The following is a 21,401-nucleotide window of genomic DNA, read 5'->3' on the forward strand; positions in this document are numbered from 1 at the left end:
GTCACGCCGCCTTCGGCCCCCGCCTGCCTGCGAGCCGCCCGCCCATGACCAGGGTGGCCAGCGCCTCGGCGGTCATGGCCCGGCCGTAGAGGTAGCCCTGGCCCTCGCGGCAGCCCATGATGCGCAGCATCGTGTCCTGCTCGATCGTCTCGATTCCCTCCGCAATGACATCCAGGCCGAAGCTCTGAGCCATGCCGAGCACGGCCCGGACGATCTCCGCGTCGTGCCGATCGGTGAGGATGTCCCGCACGAAGCCGCGGTCGATCTTCAGGCGCGTCAGCGGGAAACGCTTGAGCGAACTCAGCGACGCGTAGCCGGTGCCGAAATCGTCGAAGGCGATGGAGACGCCGTGCCGATGAAGTTCGCGCAACGGGTCCAGCAGGGAGTCGTCCGTCTGAAGCGCGATCCGCTCCGTCACCTCGATTTCGAGCAGGCTCGGCGGCAAGGCGTGGCATTCCAGGGCGCCGATCACCTCGCGGGCCAGCCGCCCCGTCCTAAGATGAGCCCCGAACAGGTTCACGGCGACCCGCAGGGGCGGCAGGCCGAGGGCGCGCCAGAGGGCGGCTTGCCGACAGGCATCGTCGACGATCCATCGGCCGATGGAGGCGGCGAGGGGATGGGCTTCGAGGGCGTCGATAAAGGCGGCCGGCAACAGCAGGCCGCGGGTGGGATGCTGCCACCGCAGCAGGGCTTCGGCACCGATGACCTGCCCCGAATCCAGCTCCACCTGCGGCTGGTAGTGCAGCACCAGTTCGGCATGCTCCACCGCCCGGGTCAGCTCGTCGTGGAGCGTTCGCCGGGCGACGACCGCATTGCGCATGGATTGTTCGAACAGGCGGAAGCAGCGCCGCCCGTCACGCTTGGCCTGGTAGAGGGCCAGATCCGCATCGGCGATCAGTTCGTCCCGGACGGTTCCCGGCCCGCCTATCGCCGCGCCGATGCTGAGACCGACATGGAAGATGTGTCCTGCCACCGGAAACGGGGTCTGGAACGCCTCCAGGATTTTTGCGGCCAGGGCACCCGCATGGAGGGGGCTGCCCCGGCCCGGAAGGATGAGCGCGAACTCGTCTCCACCGAACCGCGCCACAGTGATCTGGGACGTGACGCAGGACGACAGGCGCACCGCCACGGCCTGGAGCAGCACATCCCCCACGGCGTGCCCCAGACTGTCGTTGACCTCCTTGAAGCCGTCGAGATCGAGCAGCAACACGGTGGCGTAACGATCCGTGACGAGGCTGGCGTCCAGGCGCTCGTCGAAGAGGGCGCGGTTGTTGAGGCCGGTCAACTTGTCGTGATGGGCCAGTTGAACCAGCCTGGCGTCGCGGGCGCGCCACTCGCTGATATCGCGGATGACGGCGCCCATTCCGATCCCGCCGGGCTCCTGCCAGATCGACATCGAGAACTCGATCGGGAACGTGCCTCCGTCGCGGTGCAGGGCCATCAACTCGATGGTGCGGCCGGCAAGGTGTGACACGCCCCCGGAGGCGATCCGGCAAAACCCTGCTTTGTGGGCGGCGCGGAGCGGCTCGGGGATGATGATCTCGATGGGCTGGCCGACCATTTCACCCGCGTCATGGCCGAACAGGGCCTCGGCCGAGGGATTGCAGAAGATGATCGTGCCCGTCCCGTCGACCACGAGCAGGGCATATTCGGCGGCCTTGGCGAAGCCGAGTGCCGCAGCGTTGGCCAGTTGCGCCCGGCGAATCTCCAGCCGGTCCATGACGAGGTCGGCGAAAGCGGCAAGCTTCGACCGCTCGGCATCATCGAAACCGACGCGCGCCTTCGTGTCGAGAACGCAAAGCGAGCCGATGCAATGCCCCTCGGCCGTGATCAGGGGCGCACCGGCATGGAACCTGACGCCCGGCAGATCGCGGAAGAGCAAGCCGTCGTCGTCCGCGTTGACGACTACGATTCCGGACTGCGCGAGGACGTGTTCGCAGGGCAGGCCGTGCCGCGGCAGGCGGTGTAGATCGACGCCGATCCGGGCCACCAGCCAGGAGACCTCGTCGTCCACGAGGGAGACCCAGGCGATCGGCATTCCGAGGCTCGCCGCCGTCACTGCGACGATGCGTTCGAGGCCAGCATCTGGGGCGGTGCCGATCATGCGGCAGGAGCGCAGAGCGGTCAGACGCTTGGCGTCGTCGGTCGGGGCCGGTCGGTCGTCGGTTCCGGCGTGTGCCGATGGTGGAGCAATCATGGGATCGGCACCGAACATGAGCGGTTTCACTGGGAATACTCTGTCAAATGCTAACAGACCGTGCCGCCAAGGCTCGGACGTATCGATGTCGTTGGCGTGTTCGAGATGCCGCTTTCATGAGGCGAGGGCAGAATAATCGGCAGTCTTGAAAAAGACAGGTCAACAATCCTGACGGATATTGCGAAACCTCCTGGGGGGCGGTTGACGATACATCAAACATCAGATGCGGCCACGGTTCCGCCATTGGACCGACTTGAAGCGACATTGGTCACTTGCGTCGTTTTTCAGACCAAGCGGCGTCTGGGGCAATGCTGCGCGACGGAGCAATCAAATATCCGAAATTCTATTAAAATATCTTAACCATCTCAAAAAATCAGGTCAAACTAAATCTTTGATAGTGACTTGATGTATATCTATTCTTGCATCAGATTTTGATCCGACGGAGGTCAATCATGGCGCATTCGATCTACGTAAGGAAGATCGGCAACGGCTGCGAAAATTCTTGGAAGACTCTGGCCCATGCCATCCAGACCCGAAGCGAGGCGGTCTTGCTCGCCCGGAGACTGGCGTCGTCTTATCCAGAATCTGGTGCGGATCCCTTTAAGAGGGTGTTCTGGTTCCGGGACCGGACCGGGCTGCACGAGATCTGGGCGGCCCCCGAGGCCTAGTTCCGGCTCGGTCTTCCTGCACGTTGAGAGCTTGAAACGGGAGGGGTGCGGCGGTATCGCCGGGCGGCCGGTGCAACGAGCCACGGCTTCAGGAGATCGCCGCGCCATGACCGAGATCCGTCCGCGTCGCAGCGTCCTCGCCATGCCCGGCTCCAATCCACGGGTCCTGGAAAAGGCGCGCGGCCTGCCCACCGACGTCGTGATGATCGATCTGGAGGATGGCGTCGCCCCCGATGTGAAGGCGGAGGGACGCGACGCCGTGGCCGCCACGGTGCTCTCCCGGCCCTACGGGCGGCGCGAGGTCGTGGTCCGCATCAACGGTCTCGACACGCCATGGGGCGAGGCCGACCTCGCTCGCATCGCCCCCGCCGGGCCAGACGCGATCGTGATCCCGAAGGTCTCCGGACCCGATGCCCTCGTCGCGGTCGGCTCGCGCCTGCGTCGCCTCGGCGCGCCGGACCATACCCGCGTCTGGGCGATGATCGAGACGCCGCTGGCGATCCTCCACATCGCCGAGATCGCCAGCGCCGCCCGCGACGTGGATACACGCCTGTCGTGCCTCCTCGTCGGGCCGAACGATCTCGCCAAGACCAGCCGGGTTCGGCTCGGGGTGCCGGGCCGTCCGGCCCTGATGCCGTGGCTGATGAACGTGGTCATGGCGGCGCGGGCCTACGAGATCGACGTGATCGACGGCATCTACAATGCCTTCCGGGACGAGAGCGGGTTCAGAGCCGAGTGCGAGCAGGGCCGCGACAGCGGTTTCGACGGCAAGATGCTGATCCATCCCGGCCAGATCGCCACTGCCAACGAATTGTTCGGCCCCTCGGAGGCCGAGATCGAGGAGGCGCGGGCGATCATCGCCGTCTTCACCGAGCCGGAGAACCGGACGCGCGGGGCCATCGCCTTCCGCGGCCGGATGATCGAGCGGCTCCATGCCGTGGAGGCCTCCCGGATCGTCGCCCTCGCCGACGCCATCGCGGCACGGGCGGCGTGAGCGGCGCGTCTGCTTCCGTCCCCCCGGCGGTCGATCTGCGCATCCGCGATCCGCGTTTGCGGGAATGGGGCTTCCCGCGCTGGGGCTCCGCGGCGGCGGCGGGGCTCGACCTCCATGCCTGCCTCGACGAACCCCTCGCCTTGGCGCCGCAGGCCCCCGCCATTCTGATCCCCGCGGGGTTCAGCGTGCTCATTCGGGATCAGGACTGGTGCGGCCTCGTCTTCCCGCGCTCCGGCCTCGGTCATCGCGACGGCCTCGTCCTGGGCAACGGGACCGGTGTCATCGACGCGGATTACGAGGGGCCTCTCATGATCTCGGCCTGGAACCGCAACGTCGACCCGGCCGCGACCATCGTCATCCACCCCGGCGACAGGATCGCGCAACTGGTCTTCACCCGCGTGACGCGGCCGGTCTTCACCCTTGTCGATGCCTTCGATTCCAACGAGCCCGCCCCGCAATCTGGGCGTGGGCAGGGCGGCTTCGGATCGACGGGCCGACGCTAGCCGGGATAGGGCGTCGCACCGCGAAGTCAGAGAACTGAGGCCCGATTCTCAGCCGCAATTTCCGTTTATGAGCCTTGTGTCCGGCCTGCCGGCGATGGACCTTGCATCCATCGCGGTCCGGCCCAATTGCGTCCCGTCTTCCGGATCGTCCGGCAGTCGCCGCGGCTTTCTATGGTCGGGAGAGACCGTGTCCTGATGCCTGCCATGCCCGCATCCGTAGAGACGGCTTCGGCCCTCATCGCCATCGTCTGCGCCTCCGCGCCCGTCCATCTCGTCCTGAACTTGCGAAGCCTCGATTGCGCCATCCGGCTCGTCACCGGGGCGAAGGCCGCCGCGAGTGACGAGCTGTTTCAACCCGCGGATCTCGTCATCGTGATGCACGATCCGGATAGCGGGATCGATGGTCCGACCGTGATCCGGGACCTGCGCGGTCACGAAGGACATGCCCGCACCGCGGTCTTGTGCCTCGGAGCTTCCTCCGCCCTCCGCCGGCCGGCGGTCGAGGCCGGCGCAACCGACGTGATGACCGGTGCCATCGATCCGCTCGACCTGCAGATCCGGGTCTGCAACCTCCTCGAACTCGCCCTGGCGCGCCAGGTCCTTCACCGGCAATCGGTCGCGATGTGCCGGGACGTGGACCGGGCCGGCGCCGAGGCGGCCTCGCGGGAGCGCGAGATCATCCGCCGCCTGATGCTGGCGGCCGAATTCCGTGACGATCAGGCGGGGGATCACCTCACGCGGGTCGCCGGCTGCGCCATCGCCATCGCCGAAGGCCTCGGCCTGTCGGAGGGGGATGCGAACGACATCGCCCTGGCCTCGACGATGCACGACATCGGCAAGATCAGCATCCCCGACAGCATCCTGATGAAGCCCGGGCCGCTCAGCGACAGCGAGCGCGAGGAGATGAAGCACCACGCGATCCGCGGCTATCGCATGTTGTACGACAGCCCTTCGCACCTGCTGCAACTGGCCTCCGACATCGCCCTGACCCATCACGAGCGCTGGGATGGCGGCGGCTATCCGCAGGGACTGAGCACGACGCAGATCCCGCTCGCGGGCCGCATCGTCGCCGTCGCCGACGTGTTCGATGCCCTGATCTCGGAGCGGGTCTACAAGAAGGCCTGGTCCCCCGAGGCTGCGCGCCGGCATCTCGAAGAGCATGCCGGTACCCATTTCGACCCGGATTGCGTGGCCGCCTTCGTGGCCCGCTGGGACGACATCCTCGGGCTGGTGGAGAGCAACCCGCCCGAATCCGCCACCGTCTGAGCCGCCCGGAGGATCAGGCGTCGGCGACGCCGGCCTCGTCCTGTGCCTGGAGCACGTCGGGCCGGGGCATCGAGATGATGTTGTAGCCGGAATCGACGAAATGGACTTCGCCGGTGACACCGCCGGAGAGGTCCGAGAGCAGGTAGACCGCCGATCCGCCGACCTCTTCCAGGGTCACCGTGCGCCGCAGGGGGGCGTGAGCGCGCTGATGATTGAACATCAGGCGCGCATCGGCGATGCCGGCGCCGGCCAGGGTCCGCATCGGTCCGGCCGACAGAGCGTTCACCCGGATGCCCTCCGGGCCGAGATCGCCGGCGAGATAGCGCACGGAGGCTTCGAGGGCTGCCTTGGCGACGCCCATGACATTGTAGTTCGGCATGATCCGGGTCGAGCCGCCATAAGTCAGCGTCAGCATCGAACCGCCGCGGCGCATGCGCTTGGCCGCCCGCTGCGCGATCTCCGTGAAGGAGAAGCACGAGATGACCATGGTCCGCGAAAAGTTCTCGCGGCTGGTCACGTCGACATAGCGCCCCTTGAGCTGGGCCTTGTCGGAGAAGCCGATGGCGTGGACGACGAAATCGATTCCGTCGGTGAAGCGCTCGTCGAGGGCGGCGAACAGCGCGTCCACGCTGGCAATGTCCTCCACGTCGCAGGGAATGACAATGTCGGACCCAAGGGAGGCGGCGAGGGGTTTGACGCGGCGGCCGAGCGCATCCCCCTGATAGGTGAACGCGAGTTCGGCGCCATGGTCATGCAGGGACTTGGCGATGCCCCAGGCGATGGAATGGTCGTTCGCGACCCCCAGAATCAGGCCGCGCTTTCCTGCCATCAAACCCGTCATTCGTGTCCCCGCATCCATCGCGCCGAAGTTTCAGACAATTCCGGCCGTTGCGAGGACGCTTAGCGTGTGCATCGATACACTGTCCAATCCTGGGCCGACCGGGAAGGCCGAGCCACCGTCGCGGCGCGGTCACGCTCCAAGAGGTGACGGGCGATCAGAAATAACCTCGCGTCTCGTCGAGGGCCGTATCGACGAGCCCCTGCTTGGCCCGGATGCAGGCCGTGGCCGCGATACCAAGGCCGGCAAGGGTGCTCAAGGAAATCAGGATCAGGACCATCTCGGACTTTCGGCTTCTTTCAGGAAACGCGACGTCGAATCCGCGGTTCCGTGAAAGAGGCCGGCGTCACGCCGGCATGGCCGAAGTCGATCCCTGAAAGCTTGGCCGTTCAGGCGTCGATATGCTTGAGGACAAGGGTCGAGTTGGTTCCGCCGAAGCCGAAGGAATTCGACACCACATGGCCTAGCTGGACGTTGTCGCGGCGCTGCCGGAGGATCGGCATGTCGGCGAAGGCCGGGTCGATCTCGTCGATATGCGCGCTCTCGCAGATGAAGCCGTTCTGCATCATCAAGAGGGAGTAGATCGCCTCATGCACGCCGGTGGCGCCGAGGGAATGCCCGGTGAGCGACTTGGTGCCCGAGATCGGCGGGCAATCGTCGCCACGCCCGAAGACTTCGCGGATCGCCTCGATCTCTTTGAGATCGCCCACCGGTGTCGCGGTGGCATGGGGGTTGATGTAGTCGATCCGGGCGCCCTTGAGCCCTTCCATCGCCTGTTTCATGCAGCGCACGGCGCCTTCGCCGGAGGGGGCCACCATGTCGTGGCCGTCCGAAGTGGCGCCGTAGCCGGCGAGTTCGCCATAGATACGTGCGCCGCGCGCCTTGGCGTGCTCCAGTTCCTCGAGGACGAGGACGCCGGCGCCGCCGGCGATGACGAACCCGTCGCGGTTGACGTCATAGGCGCGGGAGGCACGGGCGGGCGTGTCGTTGTAGCGTGAGGACATGGCTCCCATCGCGTCGAACAGGACGGAGAGCGTCCAGTCCAGATCCTCGCAGCCGCCGGCGAAGATGATGTCCTGGCGTCCGCTCTGGATCACCTCGCCGGCATTGCCGATGCAATGGTTGGATGTGGCGCAGGCCGACGAGATCGAATAGTTCACGCCCTTGATCTTGAAGAAGGTCGCCAGCGTCGCCGAGGCGGTCGAGCACATCGCCTTCGGCACGGCAAAGGGGCCGACGCGCTTGGGACCCTTCTCGCGGGCGAGGTTAGCGGACTCGACGATCGCCTTCGTCGAGGGGCCGCCGGATCCCATGATGATCCCGGTGCGGTCGTTCGAGACGTCTCCCGGCTCAAGGCCGGCGTCGCGGATCGCCTGATCCATGGCGATGTGGTTCCAGGCGGTGCCGCCGCCATGAAAGCGCATGGCGCGCCGGTCGACGAGGCCTTCGGGGTCGACGCTCGGTCGTCCCTCGACCTGGCTGCGGAAGCCGAGTTCGGCATAGGAGGCCGAGCGGCCGATGCCCGACTTGGCCTCGCGCAGGGAGGCAAGGACTTCCTGGGTGTTGTTGCCGATGGACGAGACGATGCCCATCCCGGTGATCACGACACGCCGCATGGAAACGCTCTTCTCTTTCGCCGAAGCGCCGTCGCACCGACGCGTGTCAGGTAGGATGATGCCGGGGCAATCTCAACCACCGGCGTGCCGGAGGGCTAGCCTTGTGCCTGGAACAGGGCAACCCTCAGATCCTTGGCGTCATAGATCCTGGCACCGTCCGCTTCCAGCCAGCCATCGGCGATGCCAAGGACGAGCTTGCCCTGGCGCACGCGCTTGATGTCGATGCCGTAGACAACCTTGCGCACGGTGGGCAGCACCTGATCGCTGAACTTGACCTCACCGACGCCGAGTGCCCGACCCCGGCCCGGCGCACCGAGCCAGCCGAGATGGAAGCCCACGAGCTGCCAGAGCGCATCGAGGCCGAGGCAGCCGGGCATCACCGGATCGTTCTTGAAATGGCAGCCGAAGAACCAGAGGTCCGGCCGCACGTCGAATTCCGCCAGGACATGGCCCTTGCCGTAGGCGCCGCCCTCTGTCCCGATCGAGGTGATACGGTCGAACATCAGCATCGGCGGCAGGGGAAGCTGCGCGTTGCCGGCCCCGAACAGTTCGCCACGGCCGCAGGCCAGCAGCTCCTCATGGGAGTAGTGGGAGGCGCGGGGAGCGGTCTGGTCTGAACCGGCGGCGGCGGGCGATTCGGAATCGGAAGACATGATCGGTGTGTCGGTCCTTGGTGGAGGGCGCGTTCGAAACGCCGGACATCGCCCACGAACGCCGGAACGGTCGTGGCCATCGCGGGTCCACGACATTGTCCGAACTCGCGAGCGGCGCTTCGTTAACACACCGTCTGATCGGCACAAAACACCTCGTCTCGAGCCGAGTTGCAGGGGTAGTCGCAAAGCTGGTTGCATGCGCTGTTGAATGGAATGACTTCAAACAAGCCGCATGTTCACAATGCGCAGCTACCCATCACGGGCTTGGGTTGCGATGAGGGGGGAGGTTCGTATAGAGTTCTTTGGTACTTTGTTGGTTCCGTGAGATGTCAGTACCGCCGATGTCCAACTCGCTGCCGCTGCAGGCCATGCTGAACGCACGTGGCGCTTCCCTTGATATCGCCTCGGTCGCGGGGCGCCGGGGTTGCCCCCTGTCCGATCTGCGCGACCGTCTGCGCCGCTCCGGCCTCCGTCCGACCCGCCAGCGCCTGTCGCTCGGCTGGCTGCTGTTCGGGCGTGGCGACCGCCACCTCACGGCGGAAATGCTCTACGACGAGGCCATGCGCGCCAAGGTGCCGGTCTCCCTGGCCACGGTCTACAACACCCTCCATCAGTTCACCGAGGCCGGGCTTCTGCGTCAACTGGCTCTCGACGGGTCGAAGGCCTATTTCGACACCAATCCGAGCGAGCACCACCACTTCTTCCTCGAGGACGAGGGGCAGGTTCTGGACATGCCCGATTGCGGCATCACCGTCGATTCTCTCCCCGATGCCCCCGAGGGCATGGAGATCGCTGGCGTCGAGGTCATCGTTCGCCTGCGCCGCCGGCACGGTGCACGTCAGTCCTGAGGCGGGCGTCTGCTTCCCATGTCATTGAAAAAGGCCCGGCTCAGCCGGGCCTTTTTCGTATGGCGCTACGGATGCTGCCGGACTCAGTCGATCTTCTCGTTCGGGTAGACGCCCCAGAGCCGGTCCTGGCGGATGTAGCCGTCCACGTCGCCGCTCTTCTGGGGCAGCGCGACGATGACCCGACACCAGCTTCCGGTGCAGCTCTTCACGCTGCCGATGACGCCGGGCTGGAGCTTGGCTTCCACCCCCGAGCCTTCCTCCGCCCGTGCATGGAGCGGGATCGCCGCGTCGGCGCCCCTGGCCGCCATGACGATGGAGGTGCGCCGGCCGGAGAGGAGGGAGTGCAGCACCCAGCCTTCGGTTCCCTCGGAATCGCGGATGCGCCGCCAGGTCTCGAACTCGGCGACGATCTCGATGGGCAGGCCCGCCCGCTGGAACACCCACAGCGTGCGGTGGTCCTTCGACGGCCCCTCACGCAGATTGACCCGATCGGTCTTGAGACTCGCATAGCGCGGCAGGGGCAGGCCCGTGGCCGGACCGCGATTCGCGTCCGATGCGCTTCCCGCCGCCGGGGCGGCCAGGACGGGGGAGGGCGGCGCCACGAGGGACAAGGCCACCGTCAGGCACGTGAAGAACAGAAGTCCAGGCAGGCGCGTCATCGGTCTTCCCAAAGGTTCGCGATCGTCAAGGCCACGATCGCCATCGTCAATCCTCGTCTAGCGATCCCTCGCGCGCGGTGTTTCGGGCGCGAGGGCACGTTGTGTTCCGTGCCCTCTCTGGTAGAGAAGCCTCAAGAACCGGCAGCCGAGGCGTCGGGGCTATGGGACCTGTCTGGCCGATGCGTGGTTAATGCCGGGTCAAGCCTCGGCACGAACCGTGGCTCCCGGCAGCGGCCGGCCTGGCAGAAACGTTCGCGGAGGGTGCATGTCGTCGTTGAAGCGCAAGCCACTCGTTGTGGTCACGCGTCGCCTCCCCGAGGTGGTCGAGGCGCGCATGCGCGAGTTGTTCGATATCCGCCTCAACCCCGACGATAAGCCGATGGGCAGCGAGGCGCTGGCCGCGGCGTTGCGCGAGGCCGACGTGCTCGTTCCCACCGTCACCGACAGGATCGATTCCGGTCTGCTCGCCCAAGCCGGGCCGAACCTTCGCCTGATCGCGAATTTCGGCAACGGTGTCGACCATATCGATGTGGCCGGGGCGCTGGAGCGCGGCATCACCGTCACCAACACCCCCGGCGTCCTCACCGAGGACACCGCCGACATGACCATGGCCCTGATCCTCGCCGTGGCCCGCCGCGTGGCGGAAGGGGCGCGGATCATCCCAGACGACAATTGGGACGCGGGCTGGTCCCCCACCTGGATGCTCGGCCGCCGCATTACCGGCAAGCGCCTGGGCATCGTCGGCATGGGCCGGATCGGCCAGGCCCTGGCGCGCCGCGCCAAGGCGTTCGGCCTGCAGATCCACTATCACAACCGGCGCAGGGCACCGGTGCAGATCGAGCGCGAACTCGACGCGACCTATTGGGAATCCCTCGACCAGATGCTGGCGCGGGTGGACATCGTGTCGGTGAACTGCCCGCACACGCCGGCGACCTATCATCTGCTCTCGGCCCGCCGCCTCAAGTTGCTCAAGCCCGAGGCGATCGTCGTGAACACGGCTCGCGGCGAGGTCATCGACGAGAACGCCCTTGCGCGCCTGATCGAGGCGGGCGAGATTTCGGCGGCCGGCCTCGACGTGTTCGAGCAAGAACCGGCCGTGAGTCCACGCCTCGTGAAGCTCGCCCGGTCGGGCAAGGTCGTTCTCCTGCCGCATATGGGGTCGGCTACCCACGAGAGCCGGACTGATATGGGCGAGAAGGTCATCATCAACATCAAGACCTTCATGGACGGGCACCGCCCGCCGGACCGCATCCTGCCGAGCATGCTCTGACAACCGGTCATCGACCCAAGGTCGCGCTCCGGCGCCGGGCTCAGGGCGGGTTTGCACGGTGCTTGCAGGGTCGTTGACCTATGTGCATTCGCAGACCGGGGCCGTAGGAACGGCGTCATGTCCGATACGTTGACCGGCGCCGACAGGGATCATCGGTTGTCGCGTAGCGGGTAGAGTGGGAGCAACATGGCCGCGGAGACAGAGTCGACCGAGGCGAGCATCGGAGAGGCCGTACCCTGCGACGAGTTTCGTCGCTTTGCGGATTTCGTGCCCCTGATGATGTGGCGCTCCGATATCGAAGGGGCAGCGGTCCATCATAATGAGTGCTGGCTCGATTTCACTGGCCGGGACCGGGATGCCGAGCTCGGCCATGGCTGGCGGCGGGGCCTGCATCCGGATGATTTCGACCGTCATGCCGCCCTGGTCGAGGAGGCCTTCGCGTCGCGCAGTCCCTACTCCATCGAGTTTCGCCTGCGCCGTCATGACGGGGCCTATCGCTGGCTTCTCAACAACGCCCGTCCCCTCACCGAGAACGGTACGTTTCAGGGCTATCTCGGCTCGTGCTTCGACATCACCGACCGCAAGCGGGCGGAGGAGCATGCCGAGCATGCCCTCGTCGAGAAGGAGGCGCTTCTCGCCGAAGTCTATCACCGGGTGCGCAACAACCTTCAGGTGATGGTGAGCCTGATCGGTCTCTACGGCCGCGCCGCACCGGCGCCGTGTCGCGGGAGCTTCGAGGCCCTCGGCCAGCGGGTGCGTGCCATCGCCCTCGTTCAGCAGCATCTGCACGAAGCGCCGCACATCGCCTCCATCGACCTGCGCGACTATCTTCACCGGCTCGCCTCCGGCCTCGGCCAGTTGCGGCGGGCGGGTCGTATCAGCGTGGCGGTGGGCGGTAGCGGCACGAGCCTCGTGGAACCGCGGACCGCCAACGCCCTTGGCATGATCGTGGCCGAAGTCGTGGCCGAATGCCTCGACGCCACTGCCGATTCCGTCTCCTGCACGATCGCGATCACCATCGACGCCAAGGCCGGCGCTCCGGTTCGCCTCACCATCGTGTCGGGCGGCGATCAGCCGGAAGGCCGTGCCACGGACGTGCCCAATCTCGGTCCGCGGCTGGTGGCGGCCTATGCTGCCCAGGCCGAAATCGCGGTTCGCGGCACCGGCACGCAGGTCGACCCGATGGAACTGCAACTGCCCGAAGCCCTGGTGCATCCGTCGGAGTAGCGGGCATTGGCGCTCGCCTGACGGCGGGTCGCTCCCTATATCGATGGGGCGAAGAAATGCCACCGCTTCGCTCGATCGTCGCCGAGAGTTCAGCCTCACACCATGCTTCCACCCATCGCAACGATCATCGACAATTTCGAAATCCTCGACGACGGGCCGGACCAGCTCGAATACCTGATGGAACTCGGCCGTGCCCTGCCGCCCTTTCCGGACGAGCTGCTCACCGAACAGAACCGGGTTCATGGCTGCGAAAGCCAGGTCTGGGTCGATTCGAACGTCGATCATTCGCAGTCTCCGCCGCGCCTGCATCTGCGGGGTACCAGCGATTCCTTCATAACCAAGGGATTGATCGCCTTGGTGATGGCCCTGCATGACGGGAAGACGCCGACCGAGATCGCGGATGTCGACGTCTTCCAGGTCTTCAAGCGGATCGGCCTCGGCGCTCACCTGACGTCGAAGCGTTCCAACGGGGTGCGGGCCATGGCCGAGCGCATCCATCGGGACGCGGCCCGGCTCGCGGCCTGAACCAGCCTATAAGCTTCAGGCCCGGTCGCGCCATAGGCGCAGGCGTGACCGGCTCGGACCCACCGCCTCCCGCTCAAGCCCGTAATGCTCCGCCAGCCGCGCCAGGGCGATACGGATGACGACCTTGGCTGAGCGCGCTGGCCATCGGCGCTCCGCCTCGATGGTCTCCAGGCCTTTCACGAAGCCGCATAGGTCGATCAGCAATCCGGACAGGTCGCTCCCCACTGCGGTGAGGGCCGCGCGGACGCGCTGTCGGGCCGCCAGCATGGCGTCCGACCCTGCCGAGGGATCGCGGGGGCCGCCGCCATCGACCTTGACCCCGCTCCAGTCCGACCCCATGCGCGGCGTCAGAGCCCCCATCGTCATGTCGCGGCGCAGCCGTTCGCCCGCCTCGAAGCAGGCGGCGTCGATCAAGGGAGTTCCATCGCGGTCGCGGCGCCGCGCCATCCAGGCGAGGGGGCTCTCGGACGCGTCGCGGACCGGGCGGCTCGGCTCGCCCTTGCCATCGAGGTCGAGATGCTGGGCGAGGTAGGGCGTGTCCCGGCCGGCCCGATCCCGCCGCAGTCTCGCCCGCCCGGCGGCGCTGATGGTGAGCCGGGCGTGCCGTCCCGCCGCCTGCTCGGCGAGATCGCAGGAGAGAAGCGTCTGTCCGGCCTGCGCGATGTAGCGTCCGCAACTCACCGAGATCCCGCTGCCGCCACTCCGCACGATGATCTCGCCGTCCGTCAACGGGTCGGGCAGGGCATAGGCCCCTTCCTCGTCGAGGGCCGAGAGGAGCCGGGCCGCATCGCGCCCGAGTTCCGCCTGACCTGTCGCCAGCATGGTCCGCTGCCCCGTGCGGTGAGTCGCCACATTCCGGCTTTTGTTCATGATATGTTCCCAAGTGCATTCAAGCGGTAACCACCGCGGCACTGGGGATGTTAGAAGAAAATAATCCTAGCGCAAGTCCCAATCGTAGTCATGGAAAACGCGGGAAGGCCGGGCGGCGAGACTTTGCCGGCGCCCGGCCCCGCTTCCTTTAAGCAGCCTCGTCGTAGGTGCCGTTGCGGGTCTGGCCGAGGCCGATGGCCTTGGCGAGGTCCGAACGCGCCTTGGCGTAGTTCGGGGCGACCATCGGATAATCCGAGGGGAGGCCCCACTTGGCGCGGTACTGTTCCGGGCTCATGTCGTACTTTGCGCGCAGGTGACGCTTGAGCGATTTGAACACGCGACCGTCTTCGAGACAGATGATGTGATCGGCTGTCACCGATTTCTTCACGGGGACTGCGGGCTGCTGCGGCGCGGATGCGACCTTGGCCTCGCCCTCACCACTCGCGACCTGGGTCAGCGAGGCATGGACGCGGGTAATGAGCTGCGCGAGCTCGCCGACCGGCACCGGGTTGTTGCTCACATAGGCCGAGACGATATCGACCGTCAGTTCCACGAAGTCGGCCGAATTCTCAATGTCGCTCATTGTTTAAACAATTCCTTTTAGCACGAGGCCGGACACAGTCTGTTGAGTATGCAGGCGGTGGGCCAAGGGACAGTTTGGCAATCCACGGCTGGAACTCTCGGCATCGTGGCTTCATCCAGTGGCGCTTTACGATGGTGGCGAGGGTAATCGCCATATCTCCCATTTATGATATTCAAATTGATCTCGCAAGACGGGGTCAGTCATGCCGATGCGTCGAATCAACGGTTCTGAACAATATTTCAATTTAACGTGAACTCGCATCGCCGCAGGCTAAGTCGATGCACTGTCAACAATGCCTCTCAAGGATAGAGAATCAGTTGCACCCATGATCCCATCGCCACTCAGCGGTCGAGCGATCCTGCGCTGTGCCGAAAAGACTTCCGCCTCGACCTTGCCCATGGCCTCCGACTGGGACACATGCAGGCATCGAAGGCGATCGGTAAACGGATCGGTCGCTGCTACGCTATTCAGCCGACGGTGGTTGGCAACCTTGCAGGTCTATCGATGGACGATCTTTTCCACTTGGAAAGCAAGCCACCCGTCGCCGAGGTGCGTCCGCACACATTCACTGTGCATGGTCGAGCAATTTCCGACAATTATTCTTGGCTGAAGGCCGAGAGCTGGCGCGACGTGCTCAAGGATCCCACTGCGCTCCCGCCCGACATCCGCGCATATCTCGACGCCGAGAACGCTTATACGGAAGCGGCGCTTGGCGATCTTGGTTCTCTACGCAAGAGTCTGGTCGCGGAGATGCGCGGGCGCATTCGCGAAGACGATAGCGGCGTGCCCGAGCCGGACGGTGCCTTTGCCTACTACACCCGCCATCGCGAAGGCGGGCAGCATCCCCTCGTCTGCCGCCGTCCGCGCACGGTCGTGGTCATCCCCGGCCAGGGGGCGGAGACGGCCGGTACGGGCGGTCCGGAGGAGGGAGAGGAGATCCTCCTCGACGGTGACCAGGAGGGCAAGGGTCTGCCCTTCTTCGAGCTCGCCGCCGCGGTGCATTCGGACGATCACGCCCGCCTGGCCTGGAGCGCGGATTCCAAGGGGTCCGAGCTCCACACCATCCGTGTCCGCGACCTCGGCACCGGGCGGGATCTCCAAGACCGCATCGAGGCGACCACCGGTGAGGTGGTCTGGTCCGCCGACGGGCTGTCGTTCCACTACATCGCCGTGGACGAGAACCATCGTCCCGCTCGCGTCATGCATCACGTAGTGGGTACGGAGCAGGCCGCCGATACGATGCTCTACGAGGAACGGGATTCCGGATTCTTCGTCCATATCGAGACGACGCAATCGCGCGATTACCTCGCCATCACGGCGAGCGACCACGAGACCTCCGAGGTTCATCTCCTCGACCGTAAATCGTCGGGTGCAACCCTGCTATGCGTTCAGCCGCGGGAGCCGCTGCTGATCTACTCCGTGGAGAATTGGGGGAACCACCTCTTCATCCTGACCAATGCGGACGGGGCCGAAGATTTCAAGATCGTCACCACCCGCATCGGCGCGTCGGACCGTGCGCACTGGACCGATTTGATCCCGCACCGGCGTGGCGTGATGATCCGTCATCAGCACGTCATCGCCCAGCACCTCGTGCGCCTCGAGATCGAGAATGCGCGGCCCCGCATCGTCGTCCGAGACACGCAGGGCAATGAGCACGTCGTGGCCTTCGCCGAGGAGGCCTATTCCCTCGGCCTCCAGCCGGGACACGAGTTCGAGACGGCGGTGATCCGCTTTACCTATTCGTCGATGACCACGCCGGCGGAGACCTACGATTACGATTGCACGACCCGCGCGCGGCAGTTGCGCAAGCGTCAGACGATCCCGAGCGGACACGATGCCGCCGCCTACGTGACCCGCCGGATCTTCGCCACGGCGCCGGACGGGGAGAGCGTGCCGGTCTCGCTCCTGCACCGCCGCGACCTCGTCCTCGACGGCTCGGCTCCGCTGCTGCTCTATGGCTACGGGTCCTACGGCACGCTGATGCCGGCCGCGTTCCGCACCAACCTGCTGTCGCTGGTGGATCGCGGCTTCGTCTATGCCATCGCCCATGTCCGCGGCGGCACTGAGAAGGGCTGGCACTGGTACATGGACGGCAAGCGCGCGAAGAAGCCCAACACCTTCACCGATTTCGTCGCCTGCGGCCGCGCCCTGGCGGAGGCCGGATACACCACGCCCGGTCGCATCGTCGCTCATGGCGGGTCGGCCGGCGGGATGCTGATGGGCGCGGTGGCCAACCTCGCGCCCGAGCTCTTTGTAGGGATCGTTGCCGACGTGCCCTTCGTCGACGTGCTCAACACCATGCTCGACGGCGACTTGCCGCTGACCCCGCCGGAATGGCCCGAATGGGGCAATCCGGGCGCGAGCGTCGAGGATTTCGAGACGATCCTGTCCTACTCGCCTTACGACAACGTCAGGGCGCAGCACTACCCGGCGATCCTGGCACTCGGCGGCCTCACCGACCCGCGCGTGACCTATTGGGAGCCGGCGAAATGGGTGGCGCGCCTGCGTGCCACGATGACGGGCGGCGGCCCGATCCTGATGCGGATCAATATGGAGGCCGGCCATGGCGGGGCGGCGGGACGCTTCGACCGGCTGGAAGAGGTGGCGTTGATCTATGCCTTCGCCCTGCGGGCGGTGGGGCGGGCTGGAGCTTGACCCTCGGGAGGCATCAGGGCTGGGGGACGGGCTCCGGCTGCGCCCCCTGGCGAGCGGTTTCCTCTTCTGCGCGGATGCGGGACTGCCGCTCTGCCTCTTCGGTCGCTGCCTTCTCGGCGGCCTTGTCGGCCTTCAGCTTGGCCTGACGGGCCGCCTCTTCAGCCGCGGCCTTGTCGGCCGCTGCCTTGATGGCGGCGGCGCGGGCCCTGTCCATCTCGATCCTCGCGCGACGCCGCTGGCGCTCGATCTGATCCGCCTCGAACAGTTCGATCTTGTCGAGTTCGCGCTGCAGGACCACGGCGGCAAGGCCGTTGGTCAGCGGGCCGGCATCGATACTCCGGTCGGGTTTGCTAAGCGGGCCGGAATAGGCGAGCTGCACCGACGGAACTCCACCGGTCCAGCCCTTCGGGGCGCCGCCCCCTGTCAATGTCCCGCGCGCATCGAACCGCCCGGTGTTGAGGTCGATGGCGAGGGTGCCGGCCCAGCGCGGTCCACCGAGATCGAAGGCAAGGGGGGCTGCGCGGAGCGACCCGCCGGAGAGGGTCGCCGGCGCCTTGATGGTTCCCTTCACCGCCATCGTCGCAGCGGTGAGTTCTTCGGCAACGAGCGCCTGGAGTCGCCCGTCCCGCAGTGGATCGTCCTCCGCAAGGGCTTTCACCAGGGCGCGCTCGATCCCGCCCGGATCGCCGCCGGGCAGCACGAGGTCGGTCAGGGCGATATCGCCGCTGCCGCCGAGATTGTTCGCCATGTTCGTCACGCTTTGGCCCGAGGCGCCGAAGCGCAGGGTCGCGCTGGCACGGCCGGAGATCGGCCCCGGACCGACGAGATCGGCGATGGAAGCGTCCCTCAGGCTCCCTTCTCCGGTGATTGCCGCCGCTCCGCCCTGCCGGGACAGGGTGACGGTCCCCATGAGACGGCCCCCGGCGAGGCGGCCGCTGAGGTCGCGGATCGAGAGGACGCCGTTGTCGAGACGGGCACCGAAGGCCGCGCCCTCGGCGGTGAAGCGACGGCCGAGATCGAGCGCGTCCACTCTCACGTCGAGGTCGATGGGCGGCCGATCCGCCGGCGGGGCGCCGAACCGGGCGCCGTCCCCGGCCTCCGGCTTCTTCCCGTCCGGCGGGATTACCAGGGACGCGGCGAGCCAGGGCAGCGACAGCCGCCCCAACGCCACGCTGCCGAAGATGTCGCCCGCGGGCGACCGGTTGACGTTGGCGAGGATCGTTGCCCCGGCGATTCGCCCGGCCACATCCGCATGGGCATCCCGCCCCGCCCGCGACAACCCTACCAGTAACTCCGCGGGCAGCGGCGAAGGCAGAGCGGAGGTGCTGCCGGCGAGGAGGAGGAAGGGGGCGAGATCGGCTGTCTTCACCTGGATCTCGCCGGCCTCCGGCGGCGCCTGGCCTGGCCCGGGCACGACCGACCTCACCGTCGAGAGGGTGAGGTCGGCGATGGTGCCGGAGATGTCGAGGCCGAGCGGCGGAACCGCGCCGTCGGCGCCGGCCTGGCCGCGTGTCCCGGTGATGCGCAGGGCGGCGGGTTTACGCAGGGCGACCATGTCCTCGCGCTCGAACCAGCGCCCGGCGAGCGGGGTCGTCAATCCGAGGGAGAGGCTGTCGATGCGGCCGCCCCGCGACAGCAGGTCGAGGTCGAGGCTGCCGCCCGCCGCGGTCCCGTCGGCGCTGGTGCGCAGGGTGTCGGCGTCCCCGGCCTCGCGCTCCAGGGTTACGGCAAGGTCGAGGGCACCGGCCCGGAGAAAGCCGGGGATCATCCGGGCCTCGGCGATCCAGGTCCTGTCGAGGAGGGCGATGAGGGGCGCGGCCACCGGTGCCCACATCCGGCCGGCGATGCGGCCGGACCCGTCCGGGGCGATGCGGCCGGAGAGCTTGGCATTGGCGCCGGCTACATCCGTGACGTCGAGGCTGCCGACATTGAGGCTGGCCCCGTCCGATTGGATGCTCGCGGCGATGGTCCCGTTGCCCGAACGGGCCCCGGCCGGCCCGTAGCGCACGTCCCGCGCCTGGATCGTCAGGCCGATATCGTGGTCGTGGAGGCCTGACAGGGCACTGCCGAACGAGGGCAGGGCGGCGATGTCGATGCCTTGCGCCGAGAGTTGCGCGTCGAAGCGGCCGCGCCCACCCGCTTCGGCCTGGGTGTAGCGGGCGTTGCCGGTGATCCGCGCCTCGCCGAGGGAGAGCCGCAGGTTGCGCAGCGACAGCGACGGGCTCGCCGTCGAGAGATCCGCGGATGCCTGGATCGGGCGCCCGTCCATCACCGCGACGGCGGGGCCGCCGAGGCCGAACTTGCGCAGGTAGCGTCCGAACCCGTCCGAGGCGGCGGCGTCGAGGGAGACGTTACCGGTGAACCGGAGGGCCGGTTGCGTATCGACCTCGCCCGAGGCGGTGAGGGCGGCCTCGCCCGGTGCCGTCACCGAGAAGCGGCGCAGGGCGAGCCCTCCCGTCCGGTCGAACGTGCCGGACAGTCGCAGGTTCGTCCAATCGTCGAGGCCGAGGGCGATGCTCTCGATGCCGAGATCGAGATCGACCATCATCGGCAGTTCGGAACCCGCCCGCGGCATTCCGCGCGCGAGGAGGGCCTGTCCTCCCGTGGAGATCAGGAAGGCGTCGAGATCCAGGCGGCGGGTCTCCAGGGTCAGTGCCGCCCTCCAGGCCCGCAGGTCGATCCGCCCTGTGCCGGCGAGGCGCATGGCCTGACCGCCGGGATCGATCTCGGCCTTCACGTCGGAGAATCGCACGATGGGGCCGCTGGCCTTGAACGTGCCGCCCAGGGAGAACGGAAGGTAGGCGCCCGCCACCTGGACCGGCGGCCCGACCACGACTCGTGCCGTCCCTTCCGCCTTCGGGATCATCGCGCGCGGGGCGTCCCCGACCGCCTCCGGCTCGCCCGGCATCGGGTCGAGGCGGATGCGGGCATCGGCCTCGAAACGCGGATGGGTGTCGCCGCCGCCGGAGATCTTCACCGCGACGCTGCCGTCCTCCGCGGGCTCGCCGGTGGCGACGCGGAAGGCGACCGCGCCGTTCATCCCTTCGATCCGCCAGGGCCCCAGCAGCCGCGGCGCGGAGAGATGCACCGTCTCGGCCCGGACCTGATCGGTGCGGCCGCTCTGCGGCACGAGGGTCGTCAGGACGACCTGTCCGATCGTCAGGTCCTCGATGGCGAGATCCTGGTCGGCGAGGGTCCGGTAGAGGTCGGCGGGCAGGCGGATCGCGTCGTCGTCGCTGATCGGAAGCTTGATCTCGGCCCGGCCGATCCGCGTCTCGGTGAAGCGGATCTCTCCCGTCAGCAGCGGCGTGAGGCCGATCTCGGCCCCGACGGACTGGAGGTCGAGGGCCGGTTTGTCGGCCTGTCCGCCGATGCGGAGGCGATCGACGCTCAAGCGCGGCGAGGGCAGGAGCCTCACGGCGATCCGGCCCTCGGTGCGTGCGTCGAGGCCGAGGGATCGCCCGATCGCCCGATCCACCAGCGTGCGGTAGCTCTCCCAGGCCACGAGGGGCGGGACCGCGAGGGCCGCGACGAGGATCAGGATGACGGCGCCCGCCAGCGCGGTCAGGAGGTCTCGCACCGTCTTGGTTTCCGCCTCGCTCCGGCCCGGTCTCGGGGCCTGCCATGGGGCGGGCACGTGGTCTTAACCGGACGTCATGCCCGGTTCGTGCCCCCACCCCATGCGGCATAGCACACCGATCCCTGCGGCGCGCCAGGGTCGAATCCCGCGGTCAACAGGTGCCGGGCTTCACGCCCGGCCGATCCGATCAGCGGCGCGGGCCGATGCTGGGGCCGATCGGGGCCGGGCGGGTGATCTCGTTGCGCTGCATCTGCATGCGGATCTGGTTGTTCTCGAACTGCTGCTGGTGCCGGACGCCGCGAATCTCGCTCTGTGTCGCCAGACGGTCGTTGGTTTCGTTCAGCGATCGTGTACCCGGCGACTGAGCCATCGCCGGAGCCGAAGCGAAGCCGGCGGCCAGGGCCGCGAGGGAGAGGACGGACAAGGAACTCGTGCGCATGGCGGACCCT

18 protein-coding genes are annotated in these 21,401 nt (G+C 67.2%); 8 read left to right on the forward strand and 10 right to left on the reverse strand.

Annotation, left to right across the window (positions count from 1 at the left end):
* Position 1 precedes the first annotated feature (1 nt).
* The gene (locus FPV16_RS08450) at positions 2–2,197 is read right to left on the reverse strand and encodes a putative bifunctional diguanylate cyclase/phosphodiesterase (RefSeq protein WP_227437775.1); all 2,196 of its coding nucleotides are present in this window, start codon (positions 2,195–2,197) and stop codon (positions 2–4) included.
* A 774-nt stretch (positions 2,198–2,971) separates the two neighbouring features.
* Between FPV16_RS08450 and FPV16_RS08455 the strand changes: the two genes are divergently transcribed.
* The 3 genes from FPV16_RS08455 (at position 2,972) to FPV16_RS08465 (ending at position 5,628) form a co-directional block, all read left to right on the forward strand.
* The gene (locus FPV16_RS08455; protein ID WP_227437776.1) at positions 2,972–3,859 is read left to right on the forward strand and encodes an HpcH/HpaI aldolase/citrate lyase family protein; all 888 of its coding nucleotides are present in this window, start codon (positions 2,972–2,974) and stop codon (positions 3,857–3,859) included.
* Entirely contained in the window at positions 3,856–4,362 is a 507-nt protein-coding gene (dut, locus tag FPV16_RS08460) for a dUTP diphosphatase (RefSeq protein WP_227437777.1), read from the forward strand. The genes FPV16_RS08455 and dut overlap by 4 nt, the downstream gene beginning before the upstream one ends.
* A gap of 204 nt (positions 4,363–4,566) precedes the next feature.
* A complete protein-coding gene (locus FPV16_RS08465) occupies positions 4,567–5,628 on the forward strand; it encodes an HD-GYP domain-containing protein (protein ID WP_227437778.1) in 1,062 nt (353 codons plus the stop codon).
* A gap of 13 nt (positions 5,629–5,641) precedes the next feature.
* Here FPV16_RS08465 and fabI read toward each other — a convergent pair whose 3' ends face one another.
* From fabI to fabA, 4 genes are all read right to left on the reverse strand, one after another.
* Positions 5,642–6,469 carry an enoyl-ACP reductase FabI gene (gene fabI / locus FPV16_RS08470; RefSeq protein ID WP_056161400.1) on the reverse strand — a complete coding sequence of 276 codons (828 nt, stop codon included), beginning with the start codon at positions 6,467–6,469 and terminating at the stop codon, positions 5,642–5,644.
* A 154-nt stretch (positions 6,470–6,623) separates the two neighbouring features.
* Complete coding sequence (locus FPV16_RS26060; protein WP_264483752.1) at positions 6,624–6,746, reverse strand: hypothetical protein; 123 nt, start codon at positions 6,744–6,746, stop codon at positions 6,624–6,626.
* Between the two features lie 109 nt (positions 6,747–6,855).
* A complete protein-coding gene (gene fabB / locus FPV16_RS08475; protein ID WP_227437779.1) occupies positions 6,856–8,082 on the reverse strand; it encodes a beta-ketoacyl-ACP synthase I in 1,227 nt (408 codons plus the stop codon).
* Between the two features lie 95 nt (positions 8,083–8,177).
* Entirely contained in the window at positions 8,178–8,735 is a 558-nt protein-coding gene (gene fabA / locus FPV16_RS08480; protein WP_227437780.1) for a 3-hydroxyacyl-[acyl-carrier-protein] dehydratase FabA, read from the reverse strand.
* 341 nt (positions 8,736–9,076) lie between these two features.
* On the opposite strand from fabA, the gene irr reads away from it, so the two are divergent.
* Positions 9,077–9,583, forward strand: a complete 507-nt coding sequence (gene irr / locus FPV16_RS08485) for a Fur family transcriptional regulator Irr (protein ID WP_227437802.1) — start codon at positions 9,077–9,079, stop codon at positions 9,581–9,583.
* Positions 9,584–9,666: 83 nt separating this feature from the next.
* Here irr and FPV16_RS08490 read toward each other — a convergent pair whose 3' ends face one another.
* A complete protein-coding gene (locus FPV16_RS08490; RefSeq protein WP_227437781.1) occupies positions 9,667–10,242 on the reverse strand; it encodes an SH3 domain-containing protein in 576 nt (191 codons plus the stop codon).
* A 265-nt stretch (positions 10,243–10,507) separates the two neighbouring features.
* On the opposite strand from FPV16_RS08490, the gene FPV16_RS08495 reads away from it, so the two are divergent.
* The 3 genes from FPV16_RS08495 to FPV16_RS08505 all read left to right on the forward strand — a co-directional run bounded on the left by FPV16_RS08495 (position 10,508) and on the right by FPV16_RS08505 (position 13,264).
* A complete protein-coding gene (locus tag FPV16_RS08495) occupies positions 10,508–11,512 on the forward strand; it encodes a 2-hydroxyacid dehydrogenase (RefSeq protein ID WP_227437782.1) in 1,005 nt (334 codons plus the stop codon).
* A 186-nt stretch (positions 11,513–11,698) separates the two neighbouring features.
* Positions 11,699–12,739 carry a sensor histidine kinase gene (locus FPV16_RS08500; RefSeq protein WP_227437783.1) on the forward strand — a complete coding sequence of 347 codons (1,041 nt, stop codon included), beginning with the start codon at positions 11,699–11,701 and terminating at the stop codon, positions 12,737–12,739.
* A gap of 102 nt (positions 12,740–12,841) precedes the next feature.
* Complete coding sequence (locus tag FPV16_RS08505) at positions 12,842–13,264, forward strand: SufE family protein (RefSeq protein WP_227437784.1); 423 nt, start codon at positions 12,842–12,844, stop codon at positions 13,262–13,264.
* A 15-nt stretch (positions 13,265–13,279) separates the two neighbouring features.
* Here FPV16_RS08505 and FPV16_RS08510 read toward each other — a convergent pair whose 3' ends face one another.
* Together FPV16_RS08510 and FPV16_RS08515 are read right to left on the reverse strand one after the other, a co-directional pair.
* Entirely contained in the window at positions 13,280–14,134 is an 855-nt protein-coding gene (locus tag FPV16_RS08510; RefSeq protein ID WP_413629231.1) for a DUF6456 domain-containing protein, read from the reverse strand.
* Between the two features lie 148 nt (positions 14,135–14,282).
* Entirely contained in the window at positions 14,283–14,717 is a 435-nt protein-coding gene (locus tag FPV16_RS08515; protein WP_227437785.1) for a MucR family transcriptional regulator, read from the reverse strand.
* Between the two features lie 504 nt (positions 14,718–15,221).
* On the opposite strand from FPV16_RS08515, the gene FPV16_RS08520 reads away from it, so the two are divergent.
* The gene (locus FPV16_RS08520) at positions 15,222–17,372 is read left to right on the forward strand and encodes a S9 family peptidase (RefSeq protein WP_227437786.1); all 2,151 of its coding nucleotides are present in this window, start codon (positions 15,222–15,224) and stop codon (positions 17,370–17,372) included.
* A 13-nt stretch (positions 17,373–17,385) separates the two neighbouring features.
* On the opposite strand, the gene FPV16_RS08525 is transcribed toward FPV16_RS08520, so the two are convergent.
* Together FPV16_RS08525 and FPV16_RS08530 are read right to left on the reverse strand one after the other, a co-directional pair.
* Entirely contained in the window at positions 17,386–20,952 is a 3,567-nt protein-coding gene (locus FPV16_RS08525; protein WP_227437787.1) for an AsmA family protein, read from the reverse strand.
* A 187-nt stretch (positions 20,953–21,139) separates the two neighbouring features.
* Positions 21,140–21,391: a hypothetical protein gene (locus tag FPV16_RS08530; protein WP_227437788.1), complete on the reverse strand. Its 252-nt coding sequence runs from the start codon at positions 21,389–21,391 to the stop codon at positions 21,140–21,142.
* Between the last annotated feature and the right edge of the window lie 10 nt (positions 21,392–21,401).

This window comes from Methylobacterium sp. W2, from assembly GCF_020662345.1.
Taxonomy (GTDB): domain Bacteria; phylum Pseudomonadota; class Alphaproteobacteria; order Rhizobiales; family Beijerinckiaceae; genus Methylobacterium.

What these genes read in the sequence shown, in the direction of transcription:
- FPV16_RS08450 (WP_227437775.1), bottom strand. Translation starts at nt 2,197, where the DNA reads ATGATTGCTCCACCATCGGCACACGCCGGAACCGACGACCGACCGGCC.
- FPV16_RS08455 (WP_227437776.1), top strand. Translation starts at nt 2,972, where the DNA reads ATGACCGAGATCCGTCCGCGTCGCAGCGTCCTCGCCATGCCCGGCTCC.
- FPV16_RS08465 (WP_227437778.1), top strand. Translation starts at nt 4,567, where the DNA reads ATGCCCGCATCCGTAGAGACGGCTTCGGCCCTCATCGCCATCGTCTGC.
- fabI (WP_056161400.1), bottom strand. Translation starts at nt 6,469, where the DNA reads ATGACGGGTTTGATGGCAGGAAAGCGCGGCCTGATTCTGGGGGTCGCG.
- FPV16_RS26060 (WP_264483752.1), bottom strand. Translation starts at nt 6,746, where the DNA reads ATGGTCCTGATCCTGATTTCCTTGAGCACCCTTGCCGGCCTTGGTATC.
- fabB (WP_227437779.1), bottom strand. Translation starts at nt 8,082, where the DNA reads ATGCGGCGTGTCGTGATCACCGGGATGGGCATCGTCTCGTCCATCGGC.
- fabA (WP_227437780.1), bottom strand. Translation starts at nt 8,735, where the DNA reads ATGTCTTCCGATTCCGAATCGCCCGCCGCCGCCGGTTCAGACCAGACC.
- irr (WP_227437802.1), top strand. Translation starts at nt 9,077, where the DNA reads ATGTCCAACTCGCTGCCGCTGCAGGCCATGCTGAACGCACGTGGCGCT.
- FPV16_RS08490 (WP_227437781.1), bottom strand. Translation starts at nt 10,242, where the DNA reads ATGACGCGCCTGCCTGGACTTCTGTTCTTCACGTGCCTGACGGTGGCC.
- FPV16_RS08495 (WP_227437782.1), top strand. Translation starts at nt 10,508, where the DNA reads ATGTCGTCGTTGAAGCGCAAGCCACTCGTTGTGGTCACGCGTCGCCTC.
- FPV16_RS08500 (WP_227437783.1), top strand. Translation starts at nt 11,699, where the DNA reads ATGGCCGCGGAGACAGAGTCGACCGAGGCGAGCATCGGAGAGGCCGTA.
- FPV16_RS08505 (WP_227437784.1), top strand. Translation starts at nt 12,842, where the DNA reads ATGCTTCCACCCATCGCAACGATCATCGACAATTTCGAAATCCTCGAC.
- FPV16_RS08510 (WP_413629231.1), bottom strand. Translation starts at nt 14,134, where the DNA reads ATGAACAAAAGCCGGAATGTGGCGACTCACCGCACGGGGCAGCGGACC.
- FPV16_RS08515 (WP_227437785.1), bottom strand. Translation starts at nt 14,717, where the DNA reads ATGAGCGACATTGAGAATTCGGCCGACTTCGTGGAACTGACGGTCGAT.
- FPV16_RS08520 (WP_227437786.1), top strand. Translation starts at nt 15,222, where the DNA reads ATGGACGATCTTTTCCACTTGGAAAGCAAGCCACCCGTCGCCGAGGTG.
- FPV16_RS08530 (WP_227437788.1), bottom strand. Translation starts at nt 21,391, where the DNA reads ATGCGCACGAGTTCCTTGTCCGTCCTCTCCCTCGCGGCCCTGGCCGCC.